Below are 23301 nucleotides of genomic sequence, written 5' to 3'. Positions count from 1 at the left end.
TCCTCAATCTTCTGCTTTCAATTATTGAACTTACTCCTATTTTAGATAGGATTTTAAAAGCTTCATAAGTTTCTGTATGTCAATAGGCTTTGCCACATGTTCATTCATGCCGCACTCCAGACATTGCTGAATATCCTCCGAAAATGCATCCGCTGTCATGGCAATAATCGGCAGGTTAGCATCCGGACGCTCTAAGGCGCGCAGAGCCTTTGCCGCCTCGTAACCGTTCATAATCGGCATACGGATATCCATCAGCACAGCATCGTAATATCCTTCTTCAGACTGTTTAAACTTATCCACACAGATCTGTCCGTTCTCTGCCCAGTCCACTTCAAATCCAGCATCGGTAAGAATCTCATATGCAATCTCCCAATTCAGCTCGTTATCCTCTGCCAGCAAAATATGAAGTCCTTCAAAATGCACACTCTCCGACTCAAGCTTTTCTTCTGGAACCCCGCCTCCCATATATTGACTAAGTCCCAGATACAGATTGGATTTGAACAGCGGCTTGGAGATAAATCCATGGGCTCCGGCGGCACGCGCCTCATCCTCAATGTCCGTCCAGTCATAAGCCGAAATAATCAGAATCGGCAGAGCGTCCCCTACAATCTTTCGTATAGCCTTAGTGGTCTCAAGCCCGTTCATCCCAGGCATCTTCCAATCTAACAGCACGACATCATAAGCCGTATGCTTTTTATAGTGCTCCTCCACCATCTGAACGGCACGTTCTCCATTCAAGGCCCACTGTGCGTCCACACCAATCTCCTTCAATGCAGACGCCGCGCTGCGGCACAAATCCTCATTATTGTCAACCACCAGCAGGCGCCACGGCGGAAGCGCCATATCTTCTTCAACGGCCGCCTTCTCAAAGTCCACTACAATATGGAACTCGCTTCCTACCCCCTGCTCACTATTAACCTCGATGGTGCCTCCCATCATATCCACAATAACCTTGGTGATGGACATTCCAAGACCAGTTCCCTCAATCTTCTGCACCTTTGAGTCTTCTCTGGAAAATGTCTCAAATATCTTCTTCTGAAACTCAGGCGACATACCGATTCCCGAATCCTTCACCCGAAAATGACAGCGTACATGGCTGCTTCCCAGAGGAGAATCCTCCTGTATTAAATAAACATTAATCCTGCCGCCTGTGGGCGTAAATTTAATCGCATTGGAAAGCAGATTAATAAGCACCTGGTTTAAACGCACACTGTCACAGTATACGTTCTCAGTCTGGATATCCCGTATAAAGATATCAAAATGCTGCTCTCTTTCTCGTATCTGCGGCTGAACGATATTCACAATACTCTCCATGGTCTCCCTTAAGGAGAGGATATCCATATTCAAAGACAGCTTTCCGCTCTCAATCTTGGACATGTCCAGGACATCGTTAATCAGCCCTAACAAATGCCTGCTTGAAAGTCCAATCTTCTTTAGACAGTCGTGAACCCGTACAGGGTCATTTACATTTGCCAAAGCGATTGCCGTCATTCCTACAATCCCGTTCATGGGCGTACGGATGTCATGACTCATGCTGGATAAAAATTCGCTCTTTGCCTGGTTTGCCCTAAAGGCCTTCTTCTCCGCCTTTTCAAGCTCACGTAACTGCTGTTGGGACAGCCTGTAATACCGGATAAAAATAATCGCCAAAGCAATAAGAATCATGCCGCAGGCAACAAGCACCGTAATTTGCTGAACATGGTTCAGATTCATAATCACACCGTCCAAAACACCGTAAGGCATGACAGATACCAGATACCAGTCAGACCCCTTTAGAGGAGCTGCATACATATGCTGGTGGATTCCCGTTTTATCGATGATCAGCGTAGAATAATTTTCTCCTTTTTGGATCGAATCCTTAAACTGACTTATATATTCCTCTGGACTTTGCTGACTTTTTTCCGAAACCGTCTCCTTAATACGTGCAAAATAATTCTCACGGAACGCATTGCCTGTACGTACCACAAACTCTCCGTCCCCGCGGATAATGTGGGAATAAACCATGGTGCCGTCCCCTTCCAGAACAAGGGCATCCTCCAAATATTCCATAGGTATCCCTGCCACCACCACGTCGCTGACACCGCCGTCTCCCATGGGATAGCTGGCATCCACCACCAATAAAAGCAGCTTTGTTCCACTCTTACTGTAACCACTTGTGATAAATATTTCTTCGTTATTTAAAGTATCCTGGAATTCTTCTTCATTTAGGAAATCAGCTTCTTCCCCGTAAATCGTCTCATGGCCGCCATCCTTCCGATACATGCCAAAATGCACAAACTCCCTGACCTCGGCGCTACGATACAGCTCCGTAAGCATCTCCTCCCCATAGACGGCGTCCTGAGGCGGCGTACGCTTAACCACAGCCTCCACCCTTGAAACCTGAAGTTCTATTACGGCGTTGAACTTCTGCTGTAGCTGCACGCTCATCTCGGACATGTAAAGCAGACCGACTTCATTAATGGCATCAAAGCTCTTTTGGCCCATTGCCGAGCCAAGCCAGAAAAATATTACGATACACAGTACCACCAGACTGCACACACTACTTATCAGAAACTTTTTTGTCTTTTTAAACATGCTTATATCCCTCTTCTTAGTTCCTATATTCTGCGGACAGCCCGCACTCCCGGACCTTACCATGCAACATTTTATCTTATATAAAAGCATAAATACCTGCATCTTACCAGATTCATTATAAACAATCCTACCAGTGAAATCAATTCATTTCTGAAATTTCTCTGTTTCTTATCTATTTCTTATGTTTTTCCTATTGTTTAGCCTCTACAATTCGTCACCATTATTTTAAAATGTCATTGCAATTCACGAATCATCATGATAGAATAAGTCTAGTCGATGGATTTATTTCTATGAAGGAGGAATTTTTCAAGTTATGATCCTAAAGAATTGCAACTCATGCATCATCTATGAGCCCGACTCCGAATCGGAGATTCTGCTGAAAGCAAGAGTCAGATGTATGGAGGATAAGATTACTCTTCATTTTGAGGATGAGAATGGGCTAAGCGAACATACGGATCGGCTTCGGATTGATTTCTGTGACAGCCAGATTGGTTATATCAAGACATTCAGTGAACTTGAAGTCCGGAAGAATTCAGACCCATACATATTGGAGCCGTGGATCGCTGACTGTAAGATTCTTGAGACCATTGAGATTCTTCAGCGTCAGCAAGAGCTCAGGGTACGAATGGCCAAAGAAGTTGGTTTTATGTCCGAGAACCATGGACGCTTCACAGGCACTGTCCAGAACATCAGTGTGGGCGGCTTTTACCTTACTACGAATAAGCACTTGGGTGTGGGGGATCACGTTGAATTTGAGTACAGCTTCATGAAGAAGCCCCAGGAGGTGCAGGCATCCATCTTACGTGAGACGGTTATCAAAGATGGTTATTTCGGTTATGGATGCCAGTTTGCGAATCTGCCCAAGGGTGCAGAGAGAGATATTCGTCAGTTTGTATATCGTCAACAGTTGAATAAGATGAGCTGATCCAAAAACTGCCTAAGGCAGTTTTTTTATTACCATATTTTATTTTTAAGAGGCTGTTGGGAAAATATGATAATTCCCCAATACAGCCTCTTTTCTTCTTTCTTCTATTTAAAGTAAGCCACTCCTGACTCGAAAATCTTAAGATCCTGTTCTCCGTAGATATTCATTGCCACAGACCTTGCCCGTCTCTCTGAGTGGGCCATCTTACCGAACACCCTTCCGTCTGGACTTGTAATCCCCTCAATCCCACAGTAGGAGCCGTTGACGTTCCATTCCTCGTCCATGGTGATGCAGCCATCCGGATCACAATACTGTGTCGCCACCTGTCCGTTGGCAAACAGCTTATCAAGCCACTCTTGATTCGCCACAAACCGCCCCTCTCCATGGGACGTCGGATTCGTATAGACGCCGCCCAGCTCTGCCATCTGAAGCCATGGGGATTTGTTCGACACAACCTTCGTGTACACCATCTTAGATATATGGCGTCCAATCGTGTTGTAGGTCAGAGTCGGAGAATCCTCATTCTGTCCTGTGATCTCTCCACCTGGCATCAGCCCAAGTTTTACCAGGGTCTGGAAGCCGTTACAGATTCCAAGCGCCAGCCCGTCACGCTCATTCAAAAGACGCTCTACCGCTTCCTTCATCTTCGCATTCTGGAATGCCGTTGCAAAAAACTTCGCCGAGCCGTCTGGTTCATCACCTGCACTAAAGCCACCTGGAAACATAATAATCTGAGACTGATCAATGGCTTTCTCGAAGATAGACACAGAGTCCAGAATATCCTCTGCACTCATATTCCGAAACACCCGAACAAGGGTCTTGGCTCCCGCCCGCTCAAATGCCTTGGCGCTGTCATACTCACAGTTCGTTCCCGGAAAGACGGGAATAAATACAGTAGGCTGCCCAATCTTGTAGGTACAGATATGGACATCCTTCGTCTCATACAGCCCCTTATCAATCTTCACATCCTGTCCCTCTGAGTTGGAATTCGTGGGAAATACCTTCTCAAGAGTTCCCTTCCATGCCGCTTCTGCTTCAGGCAGCTCAATCCTCACATTACGGTAAGAGAATGCAGCGTCATCCGTCACCTCTCCAATCACAGTATAGGTAATGCTAAGCTCTCCCACCTTCTCTGCCGGAACCTCCGCAACAAGATCTCCAAAGGCCGGCGTAAACAGATCTCTTTCATCCACATTATGCTCAATCTTCACACCCATCCGGTTGCCGAACGCCATCTTGCTGACTGCCGCCGCAATTCCATGTCTGTCAAGCGCGTACGCAGATAAGATTCTGCCTTCGCGGATATCCTGAGTAAATTTGCCGTATTGCTCCATCACCTGTCCATATACCGGAATATCATACGCATCCGTCATCATGCGCAGCCAAACCAGCTTACTGCCCGCCCGCTTAAGCTCCGGCGTAATAATATCCTTCTCCTGCGCCACATCTACAGCAAATGAAACCAACGTAGGCGGTACATCAATATCCTCAAAGGTTCCCGACATACTATCCTTTCCCCCGATGGAGGGAAGCCCAAAACCAAGCTGTGCGTCATATGCTCCCAGAAGGGCCGCAAAAGGCTGACTCCACCTGTGGGGATCTTCCGTCATACGGCGGAAATACTCCTGGAAGGTAAAGCGAATCTTGTTGCAATCACCGCCGGCGGCAACAATCTTCGCCATAGATTCCGTCACAGCATAAATCGCGCCATGGAAGGGACTCCAAGTGGACAGATAGGGGTCAAACCCATAGCTCATCATGGTCACAGTATCACAGTCTCCCGTCTGTACCGGCAGCTTCGCCACCATAGCCTGGGTCTCCGTCAACTGGTACTTACCCCCATGAGGCATGAACACAGACGCCGCCCCAATGGAGCCATCGAACATCTCCACAAGCCCCTTTTGGGAGCACACATTGAGATCTTTTAACATAGACATCCAGCGTTCCCTCACATCTCCGATTTCTTCTCTCACCAGGATGCTGTCTTTCCTCCTTGGGATATCCACCGCAACCTTGGTCTCCTGATGAGCCCCGTTTGTATCCAAAAATTCACGGGAAAGATTCACAATCTCTTTGCCTCTCCATGACAATACAAGTCTCGGCTCCTCTGTCACGACAGCGACGCAGGTAGACTCCAGGTTTTCTTCTCTGGCATATGCCATAAATTCCTCTACATCCTTCGGCGCCACAACCACCGCCATACGCTCCTGGGATTCCGAGATGGCAATCTCTGTCCCGTCAAGCCCTGCATACTTTTTGGGCACCTTATCAAGATCCACCCTAAGGCCGTCCGCCAGCTCTCCAATGGCTACAGACACTCCGCCGGCTCCGAAATCATTACACTTCTTAATGAGCCTGCTGACCTCCTCCCTGCGGAACAAGCGCTGAAGCTTACGCTCTGTAGGCGGATTTCCCTTCTGAACCTCCGCTCCGCAGGTCTTGGTGGATTCCTCTGTATGCACCTTGGATGAGCCGGTTGCGCCGCCGCATCCGTCCCGTCCGGTACGTCCCCCAAGCAGAATAATGATATCGTCGGGGTCAGAAGTCTCACGGATAACTGCCCGTCTGGGCGCAGCCCCTAATACGGCTCCAATCTCCATTCGCTTCGCCACATAATTCGGATGATAGATCTCCTTCACAGCACCCGTCGCAAGCCCGATCTGGTTGCCATAAGAGCTGTAGCCCAAGGCCGCCTCACGTACCAGCTTCTTCTGAGGCAGTTTTCCCTTCATGGTGTCGTTGACAGACACAGTGGGGTCTGCCGCACCTGTCACACGCATTGCCTGGTAGACATAAGTACGTCCAGACAGCGGATCTCTGATTGCGCCTCCAAGACAGGTGGCCGCACCTCCGAAGGGTTCAATCTCTGTCGGATGGTTGTGAGTCTCATTCTTAAAATTCACAAGCCATTCTTCTTCCACACCGTCTACCTTGACAGGTACAACGATACTGCAGGCATTAATCTCGTCGGACTCCTCCTGGTCGTCTAATTTTCCTTCCCGCTTAAGCTTTCTCATTGCCATCAGGGCCAAATCCATCAGACATATAAACTTGTCCTCCCGCCCTTTAAATATCTCACTGTGATCCGCCAGATACTGACGATAGGCCGCCTCCATAGGCTTGCGGTAATCTCCGTCTCCAAAAGACACCTCTGTAAGCTCTGTTGAAAATGTGGTGTGGCGGCAGTGGTCAGACCAGTAAGTATCAAGGACGCGAATCTCTGTCATAGTGGGATCTCTGTCCTCCTGCTCTTTAAAATACTTCTGGATATGCAGAAAATCCTTAAAAGTCATGGCAAGGCCCAGCGAAGCATATAATTCCTTTAATCTGCCTTCCTCCATATCTTTAAAACCGTCAAAGGTCTTCACATCCTCTGGCTCGTCAAACATGGCAACCAAGGTTTCTGGCTTCTCCATTCCAGTCTCCCTGGAATCAACCGGATTGATACAGTGCGCCTTAATTCTCTCAAACTCCTCCAAAGGAATGAGCCCGTCCTTTCCCTCAATCACATACGTGGTGGCCGTCTTAATCACAGGCTGCTCATCTTCCCTTATGAACTGGACGCACTGAACGGCAGAATCTGCCCGCTGGTCAAACTGTCCCGGCAAAAACTCCACAGAAAATACCCTGCATGCGTCAGTCATTGGAAATTCTTCTTGAAACAGCGTATCAACCGGAGGCTCCGCAAAGACACCCCTGCATGCCTTCTTAAATGTCTCGTCCGAAATATTCTCCACGTCATAACGGATTAGGACACGCACGTCCTCTACATCACAGATGCCAAGATAACTGCTAATCTCATGCCGCAACTCCTGTGCCTGCACTCTAAAGCCGTCTTTTTTCTCTACATACACTCGTCTTACTTTGCCCATACCTTCTCCTCCATACCTAGTACATCGAATATTAATTATGCTAATTCATTGTAACATATTTTTGTGCAATATCAAATGAATATCTTTTCTCCAAATGATAAATATTACGCCTAAGACCGTCACCATTCCCAAAAACATGGTCCCGATTCTTACCACCATATCCGAAAAGAACCCTTCCGGAAGCATACGGATCATATAGTCTTCACTGGGATTAAACATCCACAGATCGTTGTCGAAAAAAATCTCATGGAAAATGGTAAAACATTGTGTAAAGTTCACAGTAAATGCAACTGCTAAAAAGACGCTCACAATTAACAGTACAAGAACAGCCCGCAAGTAAGCCTTTGGAAGAAGGCGCTTCCAATCTGCCTTCATGACAATCAGCCCAAGGAGTAGCAGTAACGCAATTACCACACAAATATTCCGAAGCCTTAGCCCTCCCAGAAACAGCTCTCGCACCTCTCCCATATGAAAACGATCCTGATCATTGAAAAAATCCTGGGTCCTGCCGTCCACCTCTGTTACGATAGACAATTCTTCTTCCCTTCCAATCAGATAATCCATCATATAATCCGTCACCTTCATGACATCTTCAAGACTCATATGAAGGGACTCTGTAACCTGATATTTCTGATATTCCTTCTCATAAAATCTATAATCGGGATCTCCATAAATCGCCAGTTGAAAACTGGTAAGCAGCATTGCAAGGATGACCAGCAGCATCGAAAGGGATGCCGCCAGATGAGCTGCAAAACATTTCTCTGTTCCTTCTATCTTCGCCATTCTTCGTACTCTCCTATTCCGTCCTGCCTGTTGGCTGCCCCACAGCAAAACTCTCCCAAAACTCCTTCATCTGCCCTGCCGCATGATCTACGGTGCATCTTCCATACTCCTTCCATTCCCGCGGAAACGTCTCCTGATACCTCCCGTCGCTAAATCGCTCATCCAGCAAAAGAATAACCCCTCGGTCCTCGTCAGTACGAATAACCCTTCCTGCCGACTGGAGAACCTTATTCATACCCGGATAGAGATAAGCATAGTCAAACCCCCTGTAGCCCAGACCGTCGAAATAGGACTTCAACAATTCTCTCTCCCGACACACCTGGGGCAAGCCTGTTCCTACAATCACGGCTCCAATCAGTTTATCCTGTGCAAGATCTATACCCTCTGAAAAAATTCCACCCATCACACAGAACCCCAGGAAGCTATTTGGGTGAGCTTCTCCGAAATTCTCAAGAAAAATCTCCCTTGCCTCCTCCGACATATGGCGGGACTGCATTACATACTCAATCTCTTGTGCCTCCTTACCTTCTTCCTTAAGAAGCTCAAGAAACTCCTCATATACCTCCTCCATAAATTGATAGGAAGGAAAAAACGCCATATAATTGCCTGCCTTTGCATATGCTACCTGAAGAAGATATCTTGCATATCGCCTGTACATCTGCCTGCTTCGCCTTGTATACTTTGTACTGACATCCATCCCAAGAAGAAGCAGTCTGTTTTTAGGCTCAAAAGGTGACTGTGCGTAAATGGCATAGTCCTCCTTGGTTGTACTAAGAAGCTGTCTATAGTAATGAATGGGCAGCAAAGTGGCGGAAAAAAACACAGTGCTGTTCCCCTTATCCAGATATTCCTTCAGACAGTTTGCCGGATTCACACAGAACAGGCACACCTTGAATCTCCCCGTATCCTCAAGCTCCGAGTAAATCAGATAATTTTCATCCAAACCATCATGAATATTAAGAAACCTTCTTACAGTAAAGTACAGCTCAAGTACCTCCTTACGAATCTCCTCCTCCCTACATTCCTCAAGAAAACGCTCAAGCTCAGTCATCAGGGACATTAATTTCAGATAAACATGGGAGACGCTGTTTAAAACCTGATATCCCTCACAGTCCCTCTTTAAAGCAAGAAGCTGGCTGTTACAATCCTTAAGCCTCTCCGTTAGTCTCTCATCCCTTAACTTCACCAGCTTCTTAATCTTTAGGAAGTCCTCCTTGTAAATCTCGGCACTGTACATCTTCCTTCCTCTCTCCACCAGATTATGGGCCTCATCAATTAAAAAGAGATATTCCCCTTTATTTCCCTCGCCAAAGAATCTCCTTAGATGGGCATTGGGGTCAAACACATAATTGTAGTCACAGATTATAGCGTCCGCCCACTCTGACACGTCAAGGCTCATCTCATGGGGACATACCCTCCACTTCTTGGCCTGCTCCTCCAAAATCTCCCGATTCAGCTCATCAGAGGTTGTAATCAGTTCATATACCGCGTCATTCACCCTGTCATAATGACCCTTGGCATAGGGACAGGCATCCGGATTACAGTTTGTTTCTTCGCAGAAACAGATCTTATCCTTCGCCGTAAGTACAATGACCTTCATGCGCAGGCATTGCTCTCTCAGCGTCTCAAAAGCCTGCCATGCCACGGTTCGGGTAATCGTCTTTGCCGTCAGATAAAAAATCTTCTCTCCCAAGCCCTCCCCAACTGCCTTCACAGCGGGAAACACGGTAGAGATGGTCTTCCCCACCCCTGTTGGCGCCTGGATAAATAATTTCTTCTTCCGAAGAAGCGTCCGGTACACGGAAGAAGCCAACTCCTTCTGCCCCTCCCTGTAGGCGAACGGAAACACCACCTGCTTGATGGACCCATCCCGCTTCTTCTTCCACTCAAGCTGATATCTTGCCCACTTCTCGTAGCGTCCAAGCACATCAAAGAACCAGGCCTTCAAGGTCTCAAAGGTATACACACTCTGAAAACGCTTAATCTCCTCCGTCTCCAGATTACAATAGGTCATCTGTATTCCAATCTCCATAAGCCCGTGATCATATGCGTAGATATATCCATAACACTTGGCCTGCGCCAGATGAACCTCCACCGGCTCCTCTAAATGATTAATGTCTCTGAAAATACCCTTAATCTCATCAATCACGACCCCTTCCTTCTGCTGTATTACCCCGTCTGCCCGCCCCTCCACAGACAATGTAAATCCTTGGCAGGTAACCTCATGCTTTAACGGCACCTCCGCCTGATACCCTGCTCCCATCTTCCTCTGAAGCTTTCTATGAATCTTCCCTCCAAGCAGCATGGCATCCCTGTCCACTCCTGCTGCACGATTGTCGATATCTCCACTCCGAAGAACAAACTCCACCAGATTCCGCACTGAGATACGAATCAACGGCTGCTCCTTGTCCATATGCACCAATTCCATCCTCTCTGACTCTTCCCCAAAGAAACATAGGAATGTCTTCTCTGCCAATTATTATACCATGGCATAACTGTTTACAGTGCACTTTTTTTCGTCCATTGCTGCTAGTGTAGTGCGGTCAGCACACTAGCGTCTAAACGCTCATTGTGAATTCCACCATATTCCCACGAAAACGGTAAGGAAGATTCTTTTGCTGACACTTGGGATTGATACGGGACTCAACGGCAATCGTCCGACAGAAGCCTGTCCACAGCTTAGCGTACTTTTCTTCCTTCTCAGACACATCCTGAAATGTCTCCTCATCAAAACTCTCTCCCCAGACAATCACCCACTGTTTCCCAGCCTCGTGAACTGCGAACGACTTATGAGGCTTGTCATGAATCATCCAGTTCTCCACAGGAAGCCGTTCAGCAAAATGAGGCGCCAGACAGGTTAAGACTTGGTTCTTCGGCGTAATCTCTGCATACAGCACACCGTTCTTAAGCTCCCGAAACCTTAGAAATCCCTTGTAGCTGTGGGCCTCTCCAAACACATTTCTGGCAAGCTCAAAGACCTTCTCCACCTTCGGGTGTCCTAGATGGTCCATAATCTTTGTACTGTCTTTAAGCTGCCTGGCGGCAAGCATCGTCCCAAGAACAGCGTCCCCTTTCTTCTGATCCGCTGACATTAAGGCATGATAGATAGCCCCATACGCCCGTTCTCCCAGGTGCCTGCGAATCAATGACTCCACAGCCATTGCCTTATGCTCTGTCTCCTCCACCTCCACATAATCGCAAAACAACTGGAAATCCAACATTCCCCCCAGCACAATCTCACAATCTGTTTCTCCCTTTCCTGATTTCCAGGCATCATAAATACCGGAAAAAATCCCTGTAACCGTATCGTTACACACAAAAACTGTCTTCATATCCATTCCCCTAAACATAATTTTCACGGCAATTCCCAAATCTTACATCATCAAACAGAGAAATCTGCCGATATCCCATACCTGTTACCTCAAAGGGCAGCTTCTCCCCTGCGCTCAGCAGATTCCTTGTTATATAGTCCTCGTCCATCTTCGTGGGATACATCATCCGGCCATTACAGGTAATAAAGTATAGCGCCCGCTTAAGCACCACCCCAATCTTTTTAAGGTCCCCAAAATCTAAACGCCCAAGCCTCCTCGCCTTCACAATCCGTACCGCCGATTTATAGCCTATCCCCGGCACACGGAGCAGCATCTTATAGTCTGCCAGATTCACCTCCACCGGAAACTCCTCCAAATGCTTCAAGGCCCAGTTGCATTTTGGGTCAAACACCACGTTAAAATTAGGGTTCTCATTGGACAGAAGCTCATCCGCCTGAAAATGATAATATCTTAGCAGCCAGTCTGCCTGATACAGACGGTGCTCCCGCAAAAGAGGTGGCCCCTCCCCTGTCCTGGCAGGCAGGGCGGCATCCTCGTTGACATGCACGAAGGCCGAGTAGAATACCCTCTTTAGCTCAAACTTCTGATATAGAGATTCCGCCACCTTCACAATCTGGTAGTCTGTCTCCGGCGTCGCCCCTATAATCATCTGGGTGCTCTGTCCAGCCGGCACAAAGCGGGGAGCATTCCGGTACAGCCTTATCTCATGCCTATTCTCCGTCATCTTATTCTGCACAAGACGCATGGGCGTTAAAATATTCTTCCTGGTCTTGTTCGGCGCCAAAGCCTTAAGGCTCTCTGCTGTGGGAAGCTCTAAGTTGACGCTCATTCTGTCCGCCAGAAAACCCGTCATCTGAATCAACTCCTGACTTGCCCCCGGTATGGATTTCACATGAATATAACCTTGAAAATGGTGCTTGTGTCTCAGCCGATAAAGAGTGGCGTAGAGCAGCTCCATTGTATAGTCTGGACTGTTCAGGATACCAGAGCTTAGGAACAAGCCTTCAATATAATTCCTGCGGTAGAACTCCATTGTAAGCGTACATACCTCATCCGGCGTAAAAGAAGCCCGCTTCACATCATTACTCCTGCGATTAATACAATACTTGCAGTCATAGATGCACTCATTGGTAAAGAGAATCTTAAGCAGAGAGATACATCTGCCATCTGCTGAAAAACTGTGACAGATTCCTGAAAGCTCACAGCTTCCAATACCTGTGCCGTCGCTCTTGCGCTCTGTCCCGCTGGAGGTGCATGCCACGTCATACTTAGCCGCATCCGTCAGAATATTTAATTTATCATATATTGACATGCTTTGTCGGACAACGTCTGCCCTCCCTAAATGAGCGGGTATCACACTTTGTTGGGTGGATTCCCTCCTGCCTTTTGGGGCGTATATTATGGGGCAGTCCTTGGACATAGCTTCTTGATTTCTCATATCTTCTTCCCTTACTTTCCAATCAAAAAGAACATCTGTTCTTTTTATATTATACAAACAAACGTTCCTCTTGTCAATCTATATTTTAACAAAATTTTCTTGATTCCCCAACCCAAAGGGCACCCCGTAATGCATACCCCTAGCGGGGCGGGTGGACTGCGTCCATTAAGGTATACCCAAAGGGCATCCCGTAATGCATACCCCTAGCGGGGCGGGTGGACTGCGTCCATTAAGGTATATTCATACACTCCTTTCACCCCTTCTGTAAGCCTCCCGATTACCTCTATCAAGGTATTCATATCCCCCTCTCTGTTCCTCTGAAACGTATGGTAAGCTCCCTGAATACAATAACTCAGCACAATATTCCAAACTGCATCCTCCCTGCAGTCCGGATATTTCTGAAACACCATCTCCTTAATACTTGTCTCGATTCTGTCCACCAGGTTATTCCTTTGGCTTCCAGAAAATATAATCATCGTCAAGGTGTTCTGCGACAAATAAGCGAAACATAATTCCTTCGTAAATTCTGCCGGATGCTCCATAATATATTCCGGATGGGAAATACTGTTGATGATTGACCGCACCAACTCTTCCTCCATATTGTCCGACAAATCATAGATATCCCTGTAATGGGAATAAAAAGTAGACTTATTGATGCACGCCAGCTCACACAGCTCTCGAACCGTAATCTTCTCCAAAGGCTTTTTAGAGCGCAGTTGGATAAATGCATTCTTAATCCCTCTCTCTGTCTTCTCAATCCGCAAATCCATCTCTTTTCTCTCCCTTATGTATCTCTATTTCACCACCAGTACGATCCTCCGTCAAGAACCTTCTCCGACATTTTCCTTAAAACGTCGTTTATCCGCCTATCCGTCCGTATTGACGGTGGATGTCCTCCTTGTTTGTCGGTATAATAATTATAAAACAGATAAACAACTACTGTCCATTATTTTTTACAATTTGGAGGAGACATTATGGATTTTTATGGATTTTACACAGGAAAAATATTTGATGCCTACCGGTTTCTCGGCGCACACCCAGAGGCAGAGGGCGTCACATTTCGCACATTTGCACCAGGCGCGTTAAGAATTGCACTAATCGGAGAATTTACCGGCTGGCAGGAATGGGAGATGCACAAAGTCTATGACGGCAACTTCTGGGAATGTTATGCAAAAGAGGCCAAACCAGGAATGATGTACAAGTACCGCATTTACAAGCAGGACCACTCCTGCATGGACCACTGTGACCCCTATGGCTTCGGCATGGAGCTTCGCCCAAATACAGCCTCCATTGTACGAAGGCTTGCTGGGAATGCCTCAACAGACTTAAGCTATGCCTTTCAGGACGCCTCCTGGATGCAGAAGCGCTCTGACTGTAAGGATAAGCCGCTGAACATCTACGAACTCCATTTCGGCTCTTTTCGTAAGCCTTCAGATGCGGCGGATGACTGGTATACCTATGCAGAGCTGGCAGATCTCCTGATTCCCTACCTGAAGGAATACGGATACAATTACGTGGAGCTTATGCCCTTAAGCGAGCACCCCTGCGATGAATCCTGGGGATACCAGAATACCGGCTTCTTCAGCCCCACCTCCCGTTACGGTACTGGGGCGGAATTGATGGAATTCGTAGATAAATGCCACCTAAATAACATAGGCGTAATCCTGGATTTCGTCCCTGTCCACTTCGCTGTAGACGGGTACGCACTGGCAAACTATGATGGTACAGCCCTCTATGAGTATCCCCACCACGACGTAGGCGTCAGCGAATGGGGAAGCTGCAATTTCATGCATTCCCGCGGAGAGGTCCGAAGCTTCCTCCAATCCGCCGCCAACTATTGGCTCACAGAATATCACATGGACGGAATCCGCATGGACGCCATAAGCCGGATGATTTACTGGCAGGGTGAACCGGCAAGAGGAGTGAATCATACTGCCGTTGACTTTATCCGTGAGATGAACAGAGGCTTAAAGGAGCTTCACCCCACAGTCATGCTTTTTGCCGAGGATTCCACCTCCTACCCCGACGTCACCTGTCCGGTCAGTGAGGGAGGACTTGGTTTTGATTACAAATGGGATATGGGATGGATGAACGATACTCTGGATTATTTCCGCACAGGACCAGAATACCGCCAAGAAAGCTACCACAAGCTGACCTTTTCCATGATGTATTTTTATAATGACTCCTTCCTTCTCCCCCTCTCCCACGACGAGGTGGTTCACGGCAAAGCAACCATCATGCAGAAGATGCATGGAGACTACGACGAGAAATTCCCCCAGGCAAGGGCCTTCTATATGTACATGTACGCCCATCCCGGCAAGAAGCTGAATTTTATGGGAAATGAATTCGGCCAGCTTCGGGAATGGGATGAAAAACGCCAGCAGGACTGGGACATTCTCTCCTATCCGATTCACGATGCCTTTCATCGATTCATGAAGGATTTAAACCGGCTCTATCTTAAGCATCCGGCGTTCTATGAAAAAGATTACGAAGCCGACGGTTTCCGCTGGATTGACTGCCATCAGGAGCCGCGGTGCATCTATGCATTCCAGCGTTTCGCCAAGAAGGAACGAATCCTGGCTGTCTTTAACTTTTCTGACCAGGAACAGAAAAATTATAAGCTTGAGATAACGGAAACTAAGAAGCTGACCCTATTACTGGCAAGCGATTCCCAAGAGTATGGGGGAGTTAAGAAATATAATAAGACGGAAATCATATTAAAAAATGGACAGGCAGTTTTTAATCTAAGCCCCTATTCAGCCGTTTATTATAAACTCGTATAAAATTTTCATGTCAAATTACAGACTAAAATAAGTTCAGCCGTTTCAAAGCCCAATCAAAATCCGGACTTTAAACGGCTGAATAAATTCTCCTTTATTAATGAAAATAGTGTGCTCCAATCTTCGTCCCATATCCTCCCTGGTCGAAATACAGGCATCCGCCAATGGGATTGGCCCCTGCCAGAGCGTCATTTGCAGCCTGCATGGCGCTGGCCGTATAACCGCGGGTGCTTCTGACTCTGTCAAGCCATCCTGTAGACGCCGGCCCAAACTGTCCTGACTGATAGATTACACCTTCAATGCTGTTGGGATACGCGCTGCTTCTCACTCGATTCATGATGACAGCTCCAACCGCAACCTGGCCTTCATAGGGCTGGTTGCCCGCCTCGCAGAAAATAATGGAAGCCATCAATTCCTGATACTGTGACTGAAGCGCCGCGGCCTTCTCCCTCGCTTCACGTTCTGCCTTCTCCTTTGCTTCACGCTCTCTTCGCTCAATCTCCTCTATCTTCAGTCTCTGCTGCTCCTCTATCTTCTCCTTCGTTGATACCATAAGTGTATCCGGTGTGACCTGAAAACTTTCCCGCTGCAATTTCACCAGCTGCTGGGTATCCATCCCGCTGATTGCCAGGCTTGCCTCAGGCTTGGCTGAAGCCGCCTCGCTGGTAAATCCTACGGTCATAAGCGAACAAGCTGAAACTACTGCCACCACCGAATTAAATTTTTTGTTTTTTATCATAAATACTTCCCTCCTATTGTTACAATACATGAACTATGTTTTAATAAAGTATATTCAATAATTTCAACTTTATTACAATTATTACAAATTTGTTACATGTATTGTGCAACGAAGGGTATGGTATCACAACTTTACCCACCTGTCAATAAAATATCAACTATGGGTTCAACTCCCATTTTTGCAGTTTTTTTCAAATTCTATTTAATCCCTCTGGAAAATATCACGGGTATATACTCTGTCCTTTACGTCGTCCAGACAACAATCATACCTGTTTGCAACAATGGCCTGACTCATCTCCTTGAATTTCGCCAGGTCGTTTACCACCTTGCTTCCAAAAAATGTGCTTCCGTCCTCCAGTGAGGGCTCATAGATCACAACCGTCGCGCCCTTTGCCTTGATTCGCTTCATCACGCCCTGAATAGAGCTCTGACGGAAATTATCAGAATTGGATTTCATGGTCAGCCGGTAAACCCCCACCACGACTTCTCCCTCCATTCCTGCGTTATACTCGCCGTTTGCCCCATAGCCTCCGGCAATCTCCAGCACACTGTCCGCAATGAAATCCTTCCTCGTGCGATTGCTTTCTACGATTGCTGACATCATGTTCTGGGGCACATCAGCATAGTTCGCCAGAAGCTGCTTGGTATCCTTTGGCAGACAGTAGCCGCCATACCCGAAGGAAGGATTGTTGTAATGAGTCCCGATACGCGGGTCAAGACAGACACCGTCAATAATCTGATGGGTATCCAACCCCTTCATCTGCGCATAGGTATCCAGCTCGTTAAAGTAGGATACGCGAAGGGCCAGATAGGTATTTGCAAATAATTTTACTGCCTCCGCCTCGGTAAATCCCATAATCAGAGTGTCGATTTCTTCTTTAATCGCCCCTTCTTTTAACAAGGACGCAAATGTGTTGGCAGCCTTCACCAGACGGGCATTCATCACATCTGTGCCCACGATAATACGGCTGGGATAGAGATTGTCGTAAAGAGCCTTGGATTCCCGCAGAAACTCCGGACTGAAAATAATATTGTCACAATGGTACTTCTCACGGACAGACGCTGTAAATCCTACTGGTATGGTGGACTTGATGACCTGCACCGCGTCCGGATTATATTGAATTGCCTGCTGAATCACAGCCTCCACAGCGCTGGTATCGAAGAAATTCTTCTTGCTGTCATAATTGGTGGGAGCTGCAATGACTACGAAATCCGCATTGGTATATGCCTCCTCTGCATCTAATGTGGCAGTCAGCTTCAAATCTTTTTCTGCCAGATATTTCTCGATATACTCGTCCTGAATGGGAGATTTTCTCTGATTAATCAGCTCTACCTTCTCCGGTATGATATCCACGGCTGTTACTTCATGATTCTGTGATAACAGGGTGGCAATGGAAAGCCCCACGTATCCTGTTCCTGCTACTGCTATTTTCATTTGATTTTCACCTTTCTTTTCGTAAAATTTTAAATATTTTAAATTTATATCATATGTATGAATAATCCGCTTCGCAGCTTAGGCTCAAACCAGGTGGATTTGGGCGGCATAAGCCTGCCACAGTCTGCCACGGCCAGCAATTCCTCCATGGAGGTGGGATACATTGCAAAGGCAATTTTTTCTTCTCCTGCCTGCCCTGCCTCATCCACCAGCCGCTTTAGCTCATCAAGTCCTCTGATTCCGCCGACAAATGTAAGCCTTGGCTCTGCCTTAGGATTCAGGATTCCAAGCAAAGGCTCTAAAATCTTATTCTGCAGAACCGACACATCCAAATCCTCCACCGGATCCCCTGTGTACAACTCCTCATGGGCAGAAAGCCGATACCATCTGCCGTTGCCATACATTCCAATATCGCCCTTATGGGCCGGCCGAAACATGGAGGCCTGTTCTTCTATATGGAAATTCTTTTGAATACCTTCCAGCAATTCCTGAAACGTAAGTCCGTTTTGTCCCGTCACAACTCGGTTATAGTCAAAAATCCTAAGCTCATTTTCCGGAAAAAGTACGGAGAGAAAATAATTAAACTCCTCTGTCCCGTCGTAATCCGGATACTCCCTGCGGCGTTTCAGCCCTACCTTCACAGCCGACGCTGCCCTGTGGTGCCCGTCTGCAATATAGACACGGTCAAGCCTTGAAAATATCTCTCCAATCCGTTCTGTCGCCTCTGAAGCCGCCTCAAGCCTCCATACCTGATGACGGATGCCGTCCTCTGACGTAAAATCATAGAGGGGCTGCCCCTCCTTCACTTTACAGACAATGTCCTCCAATTCCTGCTGCCTGCGATATGCCAGGAAGATTGGCCCTGTCTGGGCGTTCATCGTATCCACATGACGAATCCGATCCTGCTCCTTGTCTTCCTTCGTATTCTCATGCCTGCATATCTTTCCATTCAGATAATCGTCAACCGACGCACAGCCTACGATACCGGTCTGCGTCTGCCCATCGTAAGTTAGGGCATACAGAAAATAGCAGGCTTCCTCCTCCATCACAAAGGAACCCTCCTTAAGCATCTCCTCAAGGGTCTGTCTGGCTCGCTCGTACACCAGCGTGGAATACATATCCACATCGTCCGGAAACTGGGTCTCCCCACGGTCTATTTTCAAAAATGAAAGAGCGTTGTTCTTTACAACCTCTTTCGCCTCTTTTCGGTTATACACATCATATGGAAGTGCGGCAATGGCAGAAGCCTTATCCTCTGCCGGACGCACACATTTAAAAGGCCGGATTACTGGCATGTGATCACTCCTAGTCTTCTTAAAATTTTATCTTACTGTGCAGCCATATAACTGCACTAAATATCAGTATAACACAAAAAATATTTGATTGCGAACGTTTGATTCTATAAATTTTTATAATATTTTTAAAGAATCTCTTGACATTCCAATATTTTCCAGTACTATTTTTAACATACATATAGTATCATCTTATATACGGAGGATCGTTATGGATAAATTAGAAAAAAATATGAAAAGCTGCTTTTTGGATGAAGCACAAAGCCTTGAAGATGAATTAGAAGATGAAACCCTAAAACCTGCTGACGGAATCAAGGAAAAAATTTTACGAAAAATTGCTCATAATATAGAACTTAGGGATTAAAAATTACCTTTTAAGGGGCGATCGGCACAGATACCGACAGCCCCCATTGTATTATTCCAATTTATTTCATCTTTTCCACACGCTCTTGAACCGTCTTGTTGAAATTCTCCACCCTTCGGTTGTAAGTATCGTCCATATATTTAGAATTCAGCATGAAATCCGCCGTTGCCAGATTATTTGCAATCGGGATATCATACACCACCGCAATACGCAATAGCGCCTTTACATCCGGATCATGAGGCTGTGCTTCCAACGGGTCCCACAGAAAAATCATAAAATCAATCTGTCCCTCAACAATCTTCGCTCCAATCTGCTGATCCCCGCCTAAAGGACCGCTGTTATATCCCTTCACCGGAAGTCCGGTCTTCTCTGCAATCAGCCTTGAGGTCGTGCCTGTTCCGCACAGGAAATGTCCTTTTAAGATTTCCTTATTCTTGTCGCACCACTCTACCAACTCTTTCTTCTTGCCATCATGAGCCACCAGCGCAATATGCTTGGTCTTTCCAATCTCAAACGTTACAAAATTCTCACTTGCCATTCTTTTCTCCTTGTATAATGTATTTAGGTTGTTCGAGGGATACCTATAAACCCTTAGACCTACTTCTTTACATCTCCAGTCTGATAGGAGATAATTGTTTTATTAGATTGAGAGGATGATCGTTTTCTCCTTGAGCGATTCTGCTCGTACTTGAAAGACTGATCCCTCTCTCTAATAAGCTTTCCGCGTATGAGTTGGATGTTGGTTGCCTTATGGCTTCTCTCCGTATTTAGCACAAGGTAGTGGCGCTTATTAGATGAGTGGTCTCCCAATCTGAAATCTTTTTTCGAGGTGTTCTTATGTTTTTTGTGGGCATTGATATTGGTAAAAATAATCATGTTGCTTCCATGATGGATGATACTGGCAAAGTAGTATTCAAAGCTTTTTCCTTTCCCAATACTTCGGATGGCGGAAATGCGTTGTTTTCCAAACTCGCTTCTTATTCTTTAAACCCCTCTGATTTTGAGATCGGTATGGAAGCTACTGGCCACTACTGGCTTTCCGTTTACTCTTTCCTCTTTGAGAAAAGTTTCCTTCTCCATGTTATCAACCCTATCCAAACCGATGGATGGCGCAGGGGAACAGAAATCCGCAAACGCAAAAATGACATCATTGATTCCCTCCTGATCGCTGACCTGATCCGGTATGGGCAGTTCGTGGAAACCAGGCTTGCAGACGAAGCTCTGTTTTCTCTGCGTACCCTGACTCGCTTCCGCACTTATCTTGTGGAATCCATCAGTGATTTAAAACGGAAAGTTGTCTGTGTTCTGGATCAGGTATTCCCCGAATACCAGTCCATCTTTTCCGACATTTTCGGCAAGACCTCAAAAGAAATCCTTCTCCAGTTTTCTTCACCGATTGATTTTGAATCGGTTTCATCTGAAACCTTGGCGGAACTTCTTGCACAACTTAGCAGACAGAAAGTCGGCGCTGCGAAAGCGGAACAGTTAAAAGCTGCTGCATCCTCTTCTTTCGGCGTTACCTTTGCCAAAAACAGCTTCACGTTCCAGCTCAAATCACTGATCGAGCAGATTTCTTTTATTGAAAAACAGGTAACAGAAACGGAAGCGGAAATTTCCAGTATCATGGAAAAACTGGAATCCCCCATTACTACCATTACTGGAATTGGCACTGTCACAGGAGCGACCATTCTTAGCGAGATAGGCGATATCTCCAAATTTGACAGCCCCAGAAAGCTGGTGGCTTTTGCCGGTCTCGATGCCACTGTTACACAATCCGGTGAATTTTGAAGCAGCCCACAATGTAATGAGCAAACGCGGATCACCTTATTTGCGGAAAGCCATTTTTCAGTCCGCTCTAATCGCTTCTTTTAGAGACCCCGTATTAAGTGTCTATTACCAGAAAAAGAGGGCAGAAGGCAAACATCATTTGACATGTGTTGGAGCTGTTGCTAGAAAAATGTGCAACATCATTTATGCCGTCCTAAAAAACAATCGGCCTTACGTTCCAAAAGTGTAAATCCTTTTAACCCATGCCGGCTTGCCTGACAGCAGGCCTTATTGTCATACTCTTTTTTACAAAATTTCTTTTGAATTTTTTCAATTATCTACTTGACTTTTAATAGTTGGTCTTTCAATGGGAAGTTTCATCTTCCCCGTCGTCCATAGTCTCCTCGTAGTATTTCATCAATGCCTGGGTTCCAAGGTCGCCGTATCCCTCTGCCGCCAGTTCTTCATAATTGGCCAGGACCTGGCTTAACACATCCAGACACAGACCGCTCATATTCGCCCCTGTAAGGGCAAGCTTCATATCCTTGATAAAATGCTTCATAAAGAAGCCCGGCGCAAAATCCCCTGCCAGAAGCTTCGGTCCGAAGGTATCCAACTGCCTGCTGCCCGCCGCGCCGGTGGAAACAGAGTCAAGCAGCACCTGAAGATCAAGCCCCTTAGCCTTTGCATAGGTCAAAGCCTCACAGACCCCTGACAGCGTCCCTGCAATCATAATCTGATTGGCCAGCTTAGCATGCTGCCCGCATCCTGCCTCTCCCTGATAGTTAATATTAGTGCCCATTGCTTCAAACAGCGGCATACATACCTGGTAGTCCTCTTTCTTACCACCAACGAGAATAGACAGGGTTCCAGCCTTCGCCCCTGTATCTCCGCCGGTCACAGGCGCATCCAGCACATGGAAGCCTCTTTTGTTTCCATCTTCCCAAATCTTCTCGGCAAGCATGGGGCTTGTGGTGGTCATATCAATCAGGTAAGCGCCTTCCTTTGCGCTATCCAGAATGTTTCCCGTATCAAAATATACTTCCTCCACATCCTGCGGAAAACCAACGATTGTAATCACAGCCTCACAGCCCTCTACGCAGTCCTTTATGGACTCATGGAAAATTGCCCCCTCGCTGACCACATCCTCAACCTTTGCCCTTGTTCTGGCAAAAATATGAAGTTCAAATCCAGCCTTCATCAGATTGCGGACCATGGATTTCCCCATGATTCCTACTCCAATAAACCCAATTTTATGCATCCTCTTCCTCCCGTTCTTCTGTGTCTGTTACTCCATCTTCTCCACAACCTCGCCCTGCTTCTTATAGATACTTCCTGCCGGAACGTATCCTCTCACACAGGAAAGGGGATAAATATTGGTGCGGCTTCCAACGACGCTTCCCGGATTTAGGACAGTTCCGCAGCCCACCTCCACCTCGTCGCCAAGCATTGCGCCAAATTTCTTCATACCCGTCTCAATATTGCCCTTAGGCGTCTTGACCACCACCAGCTTTTTATCTGACTTCACATTAGACGTAATGGAGCCTGCGCCCATGTGCGCCTTATAGCCAAGAACAGAATCGCCCACATAATTATAGTGAGGCACCTGAACCTTATTAAACAGAATTACGTTCTTAAGCTCAGTAGAATTGCCAACCACGGCTTTCTCACCAACGATTGCATTTCCTCGGATAAACGCACAGTGCCTTACTTCTGCATCCCTTCCGATAATCGCAGGCCCGTGGATATACGCAGACTCAAACACCTTTGCCGACTTTGCAATCCACACGTCTTCACCGACCTTGTCATACTCCTCCTCAGAAAGTGTTTCTCCAAGCCGGAGGATGAATTCACTAATCTTCGGAAGCACCTCCCAGGGATAAGTAACACCCTTAAAGATATCCTTTGCAATCGTCTCATCCAATGTGTACAACTCTTTGACTGTTAATTCCTGCATTCTGCCTGTCTTCCTTTCTTTATGCTTTCTGAGTATCCACTTAA

16 protein-coding genes and 1 pseudogene are annotated in these 23301 nt (G+C 46.7%); 4 read left to right on the top strand and 13 right to left on the bottom strand.

Features of this window, described 5'->3' with window-relative positions; all coding sequences use genetic code 11:
- Window positions 1-36 precede the first annotated feature (36 nt).
- A complete protein-coding gene (locus GN277_RS10400) occupies window positions 37-2574 on the bottom strand; it encodes a hybrid sensor histidine kinase/response regulator (RefSeq protein ID WP_159750972.1) in 2538 nt (845 codons plus the stop codon).
- A gap of 313 nt (window positions 2575-2887) precedes the next feature.
- Between GN277_RS10400 and GN277_RS10395 the strand changes: the two genes are divergently transcribed.
- Entirely contained in the window at window positions 2888-3499 is a 612-nt protein-coding gene (locus tag GN277_RS10395) for a PilZ domain-containing protein (RefSeq protein WP_159750971.1), read from the top strand.
- A gap of 104 nt (window positions 3500-3603) precedes the next feature.
- Here the strand turns inward: GN277_RS10395 and GN277_RS10390 are convergent, their stop codons facing one another.
- From GN277_RS10390 to GN277_RS10365, 6 genes are all read right to left on the bottom strand, one after another.
- Complete coding sequence (locus tag GN277_RS10390; RefSeq protein ID WP_159750970.1) at window positions 3604-7371, bottom strand: phosphoribosylformylglycinamidine synthase; 3768 nt, start codon at window positions 7369-7371, stop codon at window positions 3604-3606.
- Between the two features lie 45 nt (window positions 7372-7416).
- Window positions 7417-8154, bottom strand: a complete 738-nt coding sequence (locus tag GN277_RS10385; protein WP_244324669.1) for a TIGR01906 family membrane protein — start codon at window positions 8152-8154, stop codon at window positions 7417-7419.
- A 13-nt stretch (window positions 8155-8167) separates the two neighbouring features.
- Window positions 8168-10567 (bottom strand): ATP-dependent DNA helicase, encoded by a 2400-nt coding sequence (locus GN277_RS10380; RefSeq protein WP_159756599.1) that lies wholly within the window; start codon window positions 10565-10567, stop codon window positions 8168-8170.
- 145 nt (window positions 10568-10712) lie between these two features.
- On the bottom strand, window positions 10713-11486 hold the full coding sequence (locus GN277_RS10375; protein WP_159750969.1) for a TIGR03915 family putative DNA repair protein: 774 nt from the start codon (window positions 11484-11486) through the stop codon (window positions 10713-10715).
- Between the two features lie 10 nt (window positions 11487-11496).
- Window positions 11497-12798, bottom strand: coding sequence for a putative DNA modification/repair radical SAM protein (locus GN277_RS10370; protein ID WP_159756596.1), 1302 nt, complete (start codon window positions 12796-12798; stop codon window positions 11497-11499).
- A gap of 329 nt (window positions 12799-13127) precedes the next feature.
- Window positions 13128-13694 (bottom strand): TetR/AcrR family transcriptional regulator, encoded by a 567-nt coding sequence (locus tag GN277_RS10365; RefSeq protein WP_159750968.1) that lies wholly within the window; start codon window positions 13692-13694, stop codon window positions 13128-13130.
- Window positions 13695-13898: 204 nt separating this feature from the next.
- Here GN277_RS10365 and glgB point away from each other — a divergent pair, with 204 nt between their 5' ends.
- A complete protein-coding gene (glgB, locus tag GN277_RS10360; RefSeq protein WP_159750967.1) occupies window positions 13899-15707 on the top strand; it encodes a 1,4-alpha-glucan branching protein GlgB in 1809 nt (602 codons plus the stop codon).
- Between the two features lie 94 nt (window positions 15708-15801).
- Here the strand turns inward: glgB and GN277_RS10355 are convergent, their stop codons facing one another.
- The 3 genes from GN277_RS10355 to GN277_RS10345 form a co-directional block, all read right to left on the bottom strand.
- Entirely contained in the window at window positions 15802-16443 is a 642-nt protein-coding gene (locus GN277_RS10355) for a cell wall hydrolase (protein ID WP_159750966.1), read from the bottom strand.
- Window positions 16444-16644: 201 nt separating this feature from the next.
- A complete protein-coding gene (locus GN277_RS10350; RefSeq protein WP_159750965.1) occupies window positions 16645-17877 on the bottom strand; it encodes a nucleotide sugar dehydrogenase in 1233 nt (410 codons plus the stop codon).
- 44 nt (window positions 17878-17921) lie between these two features.
- Window positions 17922-19172 (bottom strand): DUF1015 domain-containing protein, encoded by a 1251-nt coding sequence (locus GN277_RS10345; protein WP_159750964.1) that lies wholly within the window; start codon window positions 19170-19172, stop codon window positions 17922-17924.
- Between the two features lie 208 nt (window positions 19173-19380).
- On the opposite strand from GN277_RS10345, the gene GN277_RS10340 reads away from it, so the two are divergent.
- A complete protein-coding gene (locus tag GN277_RS10340; RefSeq protein WP_159750963.1) occupies window positions 19381-19533 on the top strand; it encodes a hypothetical protein in 153 nt (50 codons plus the stop codon).
- Between the two features lie 61 nt (window positions 19534-19594).
- On the opposite strand, the gene GN277_RS10335 is transcribed toward GN277_RS10340, so the two are convergent.
- Window positions 19595-20071, bottom strand: a complete 477-nt coding sequence (locus GN277_RS10335) for a methylglyoxal synthase (RefSeq protein ID WP_159750962.1) — start codon at window positions 20069-20071, stop codon at window positions 19595-19597.
- 299 nt (window positions 20072-20370) lie between these two features.
- Between GN277_RS10335 and GN277_RS10330 the strand changes: the two are divergent.
- Window positions 20371-21550, top strand: a pseudogene (locus tag GN277_RS10330) (IS110 family RNA-guided transposase).
- A 114-nt stretch (window positions 21551-21664) separates the two neighbouring features.
- Here the strand turns inward: GN277_RS10330 and GN277_RS10325 are convergent.
- Both GN277_RS10325 and GN277_RS10320 read right to left on the bottom strand, forming a co-directional pair.
- Entirely contained in the window at window positions 21665-22561 is an 897-nt protein-coding gene (locus tag GN277_RS10325; protein WP_159750961.1) for an NAD(P)-dependent oxidoreductase, read from the bottom strand.
- Window positions 22562-22588: 27 nt separating this feature from the next.
- Window positions 22589-23257 carry an LbetaH domain-containing protein gene (locus tag GN277_RS10320; RefSeq protein WP_159750960.1) on the bottom strand — a complete coding sequence of 223 codons (669 nt, stop codon included), beginning with the start codon at window positions 23255-23257 and terminating at the stop codon, window positions 22589-22591.
- Window positions 23258-23301 lie beyond the last annotated feature (44 nt).

The organism is Sporofaciens musculi, assembly GCF_009830285.1.
GTDB lineage: Bacteria > Bacillota > Clostridia > Lachnospirales > Lachnospiraceae > Sporofaciens > Sporofaciens musculi.
Note: the sequence above shows the minus strand (reverse complement) of the source record. Positions and strands in the feature narration are given on the sequence as shown.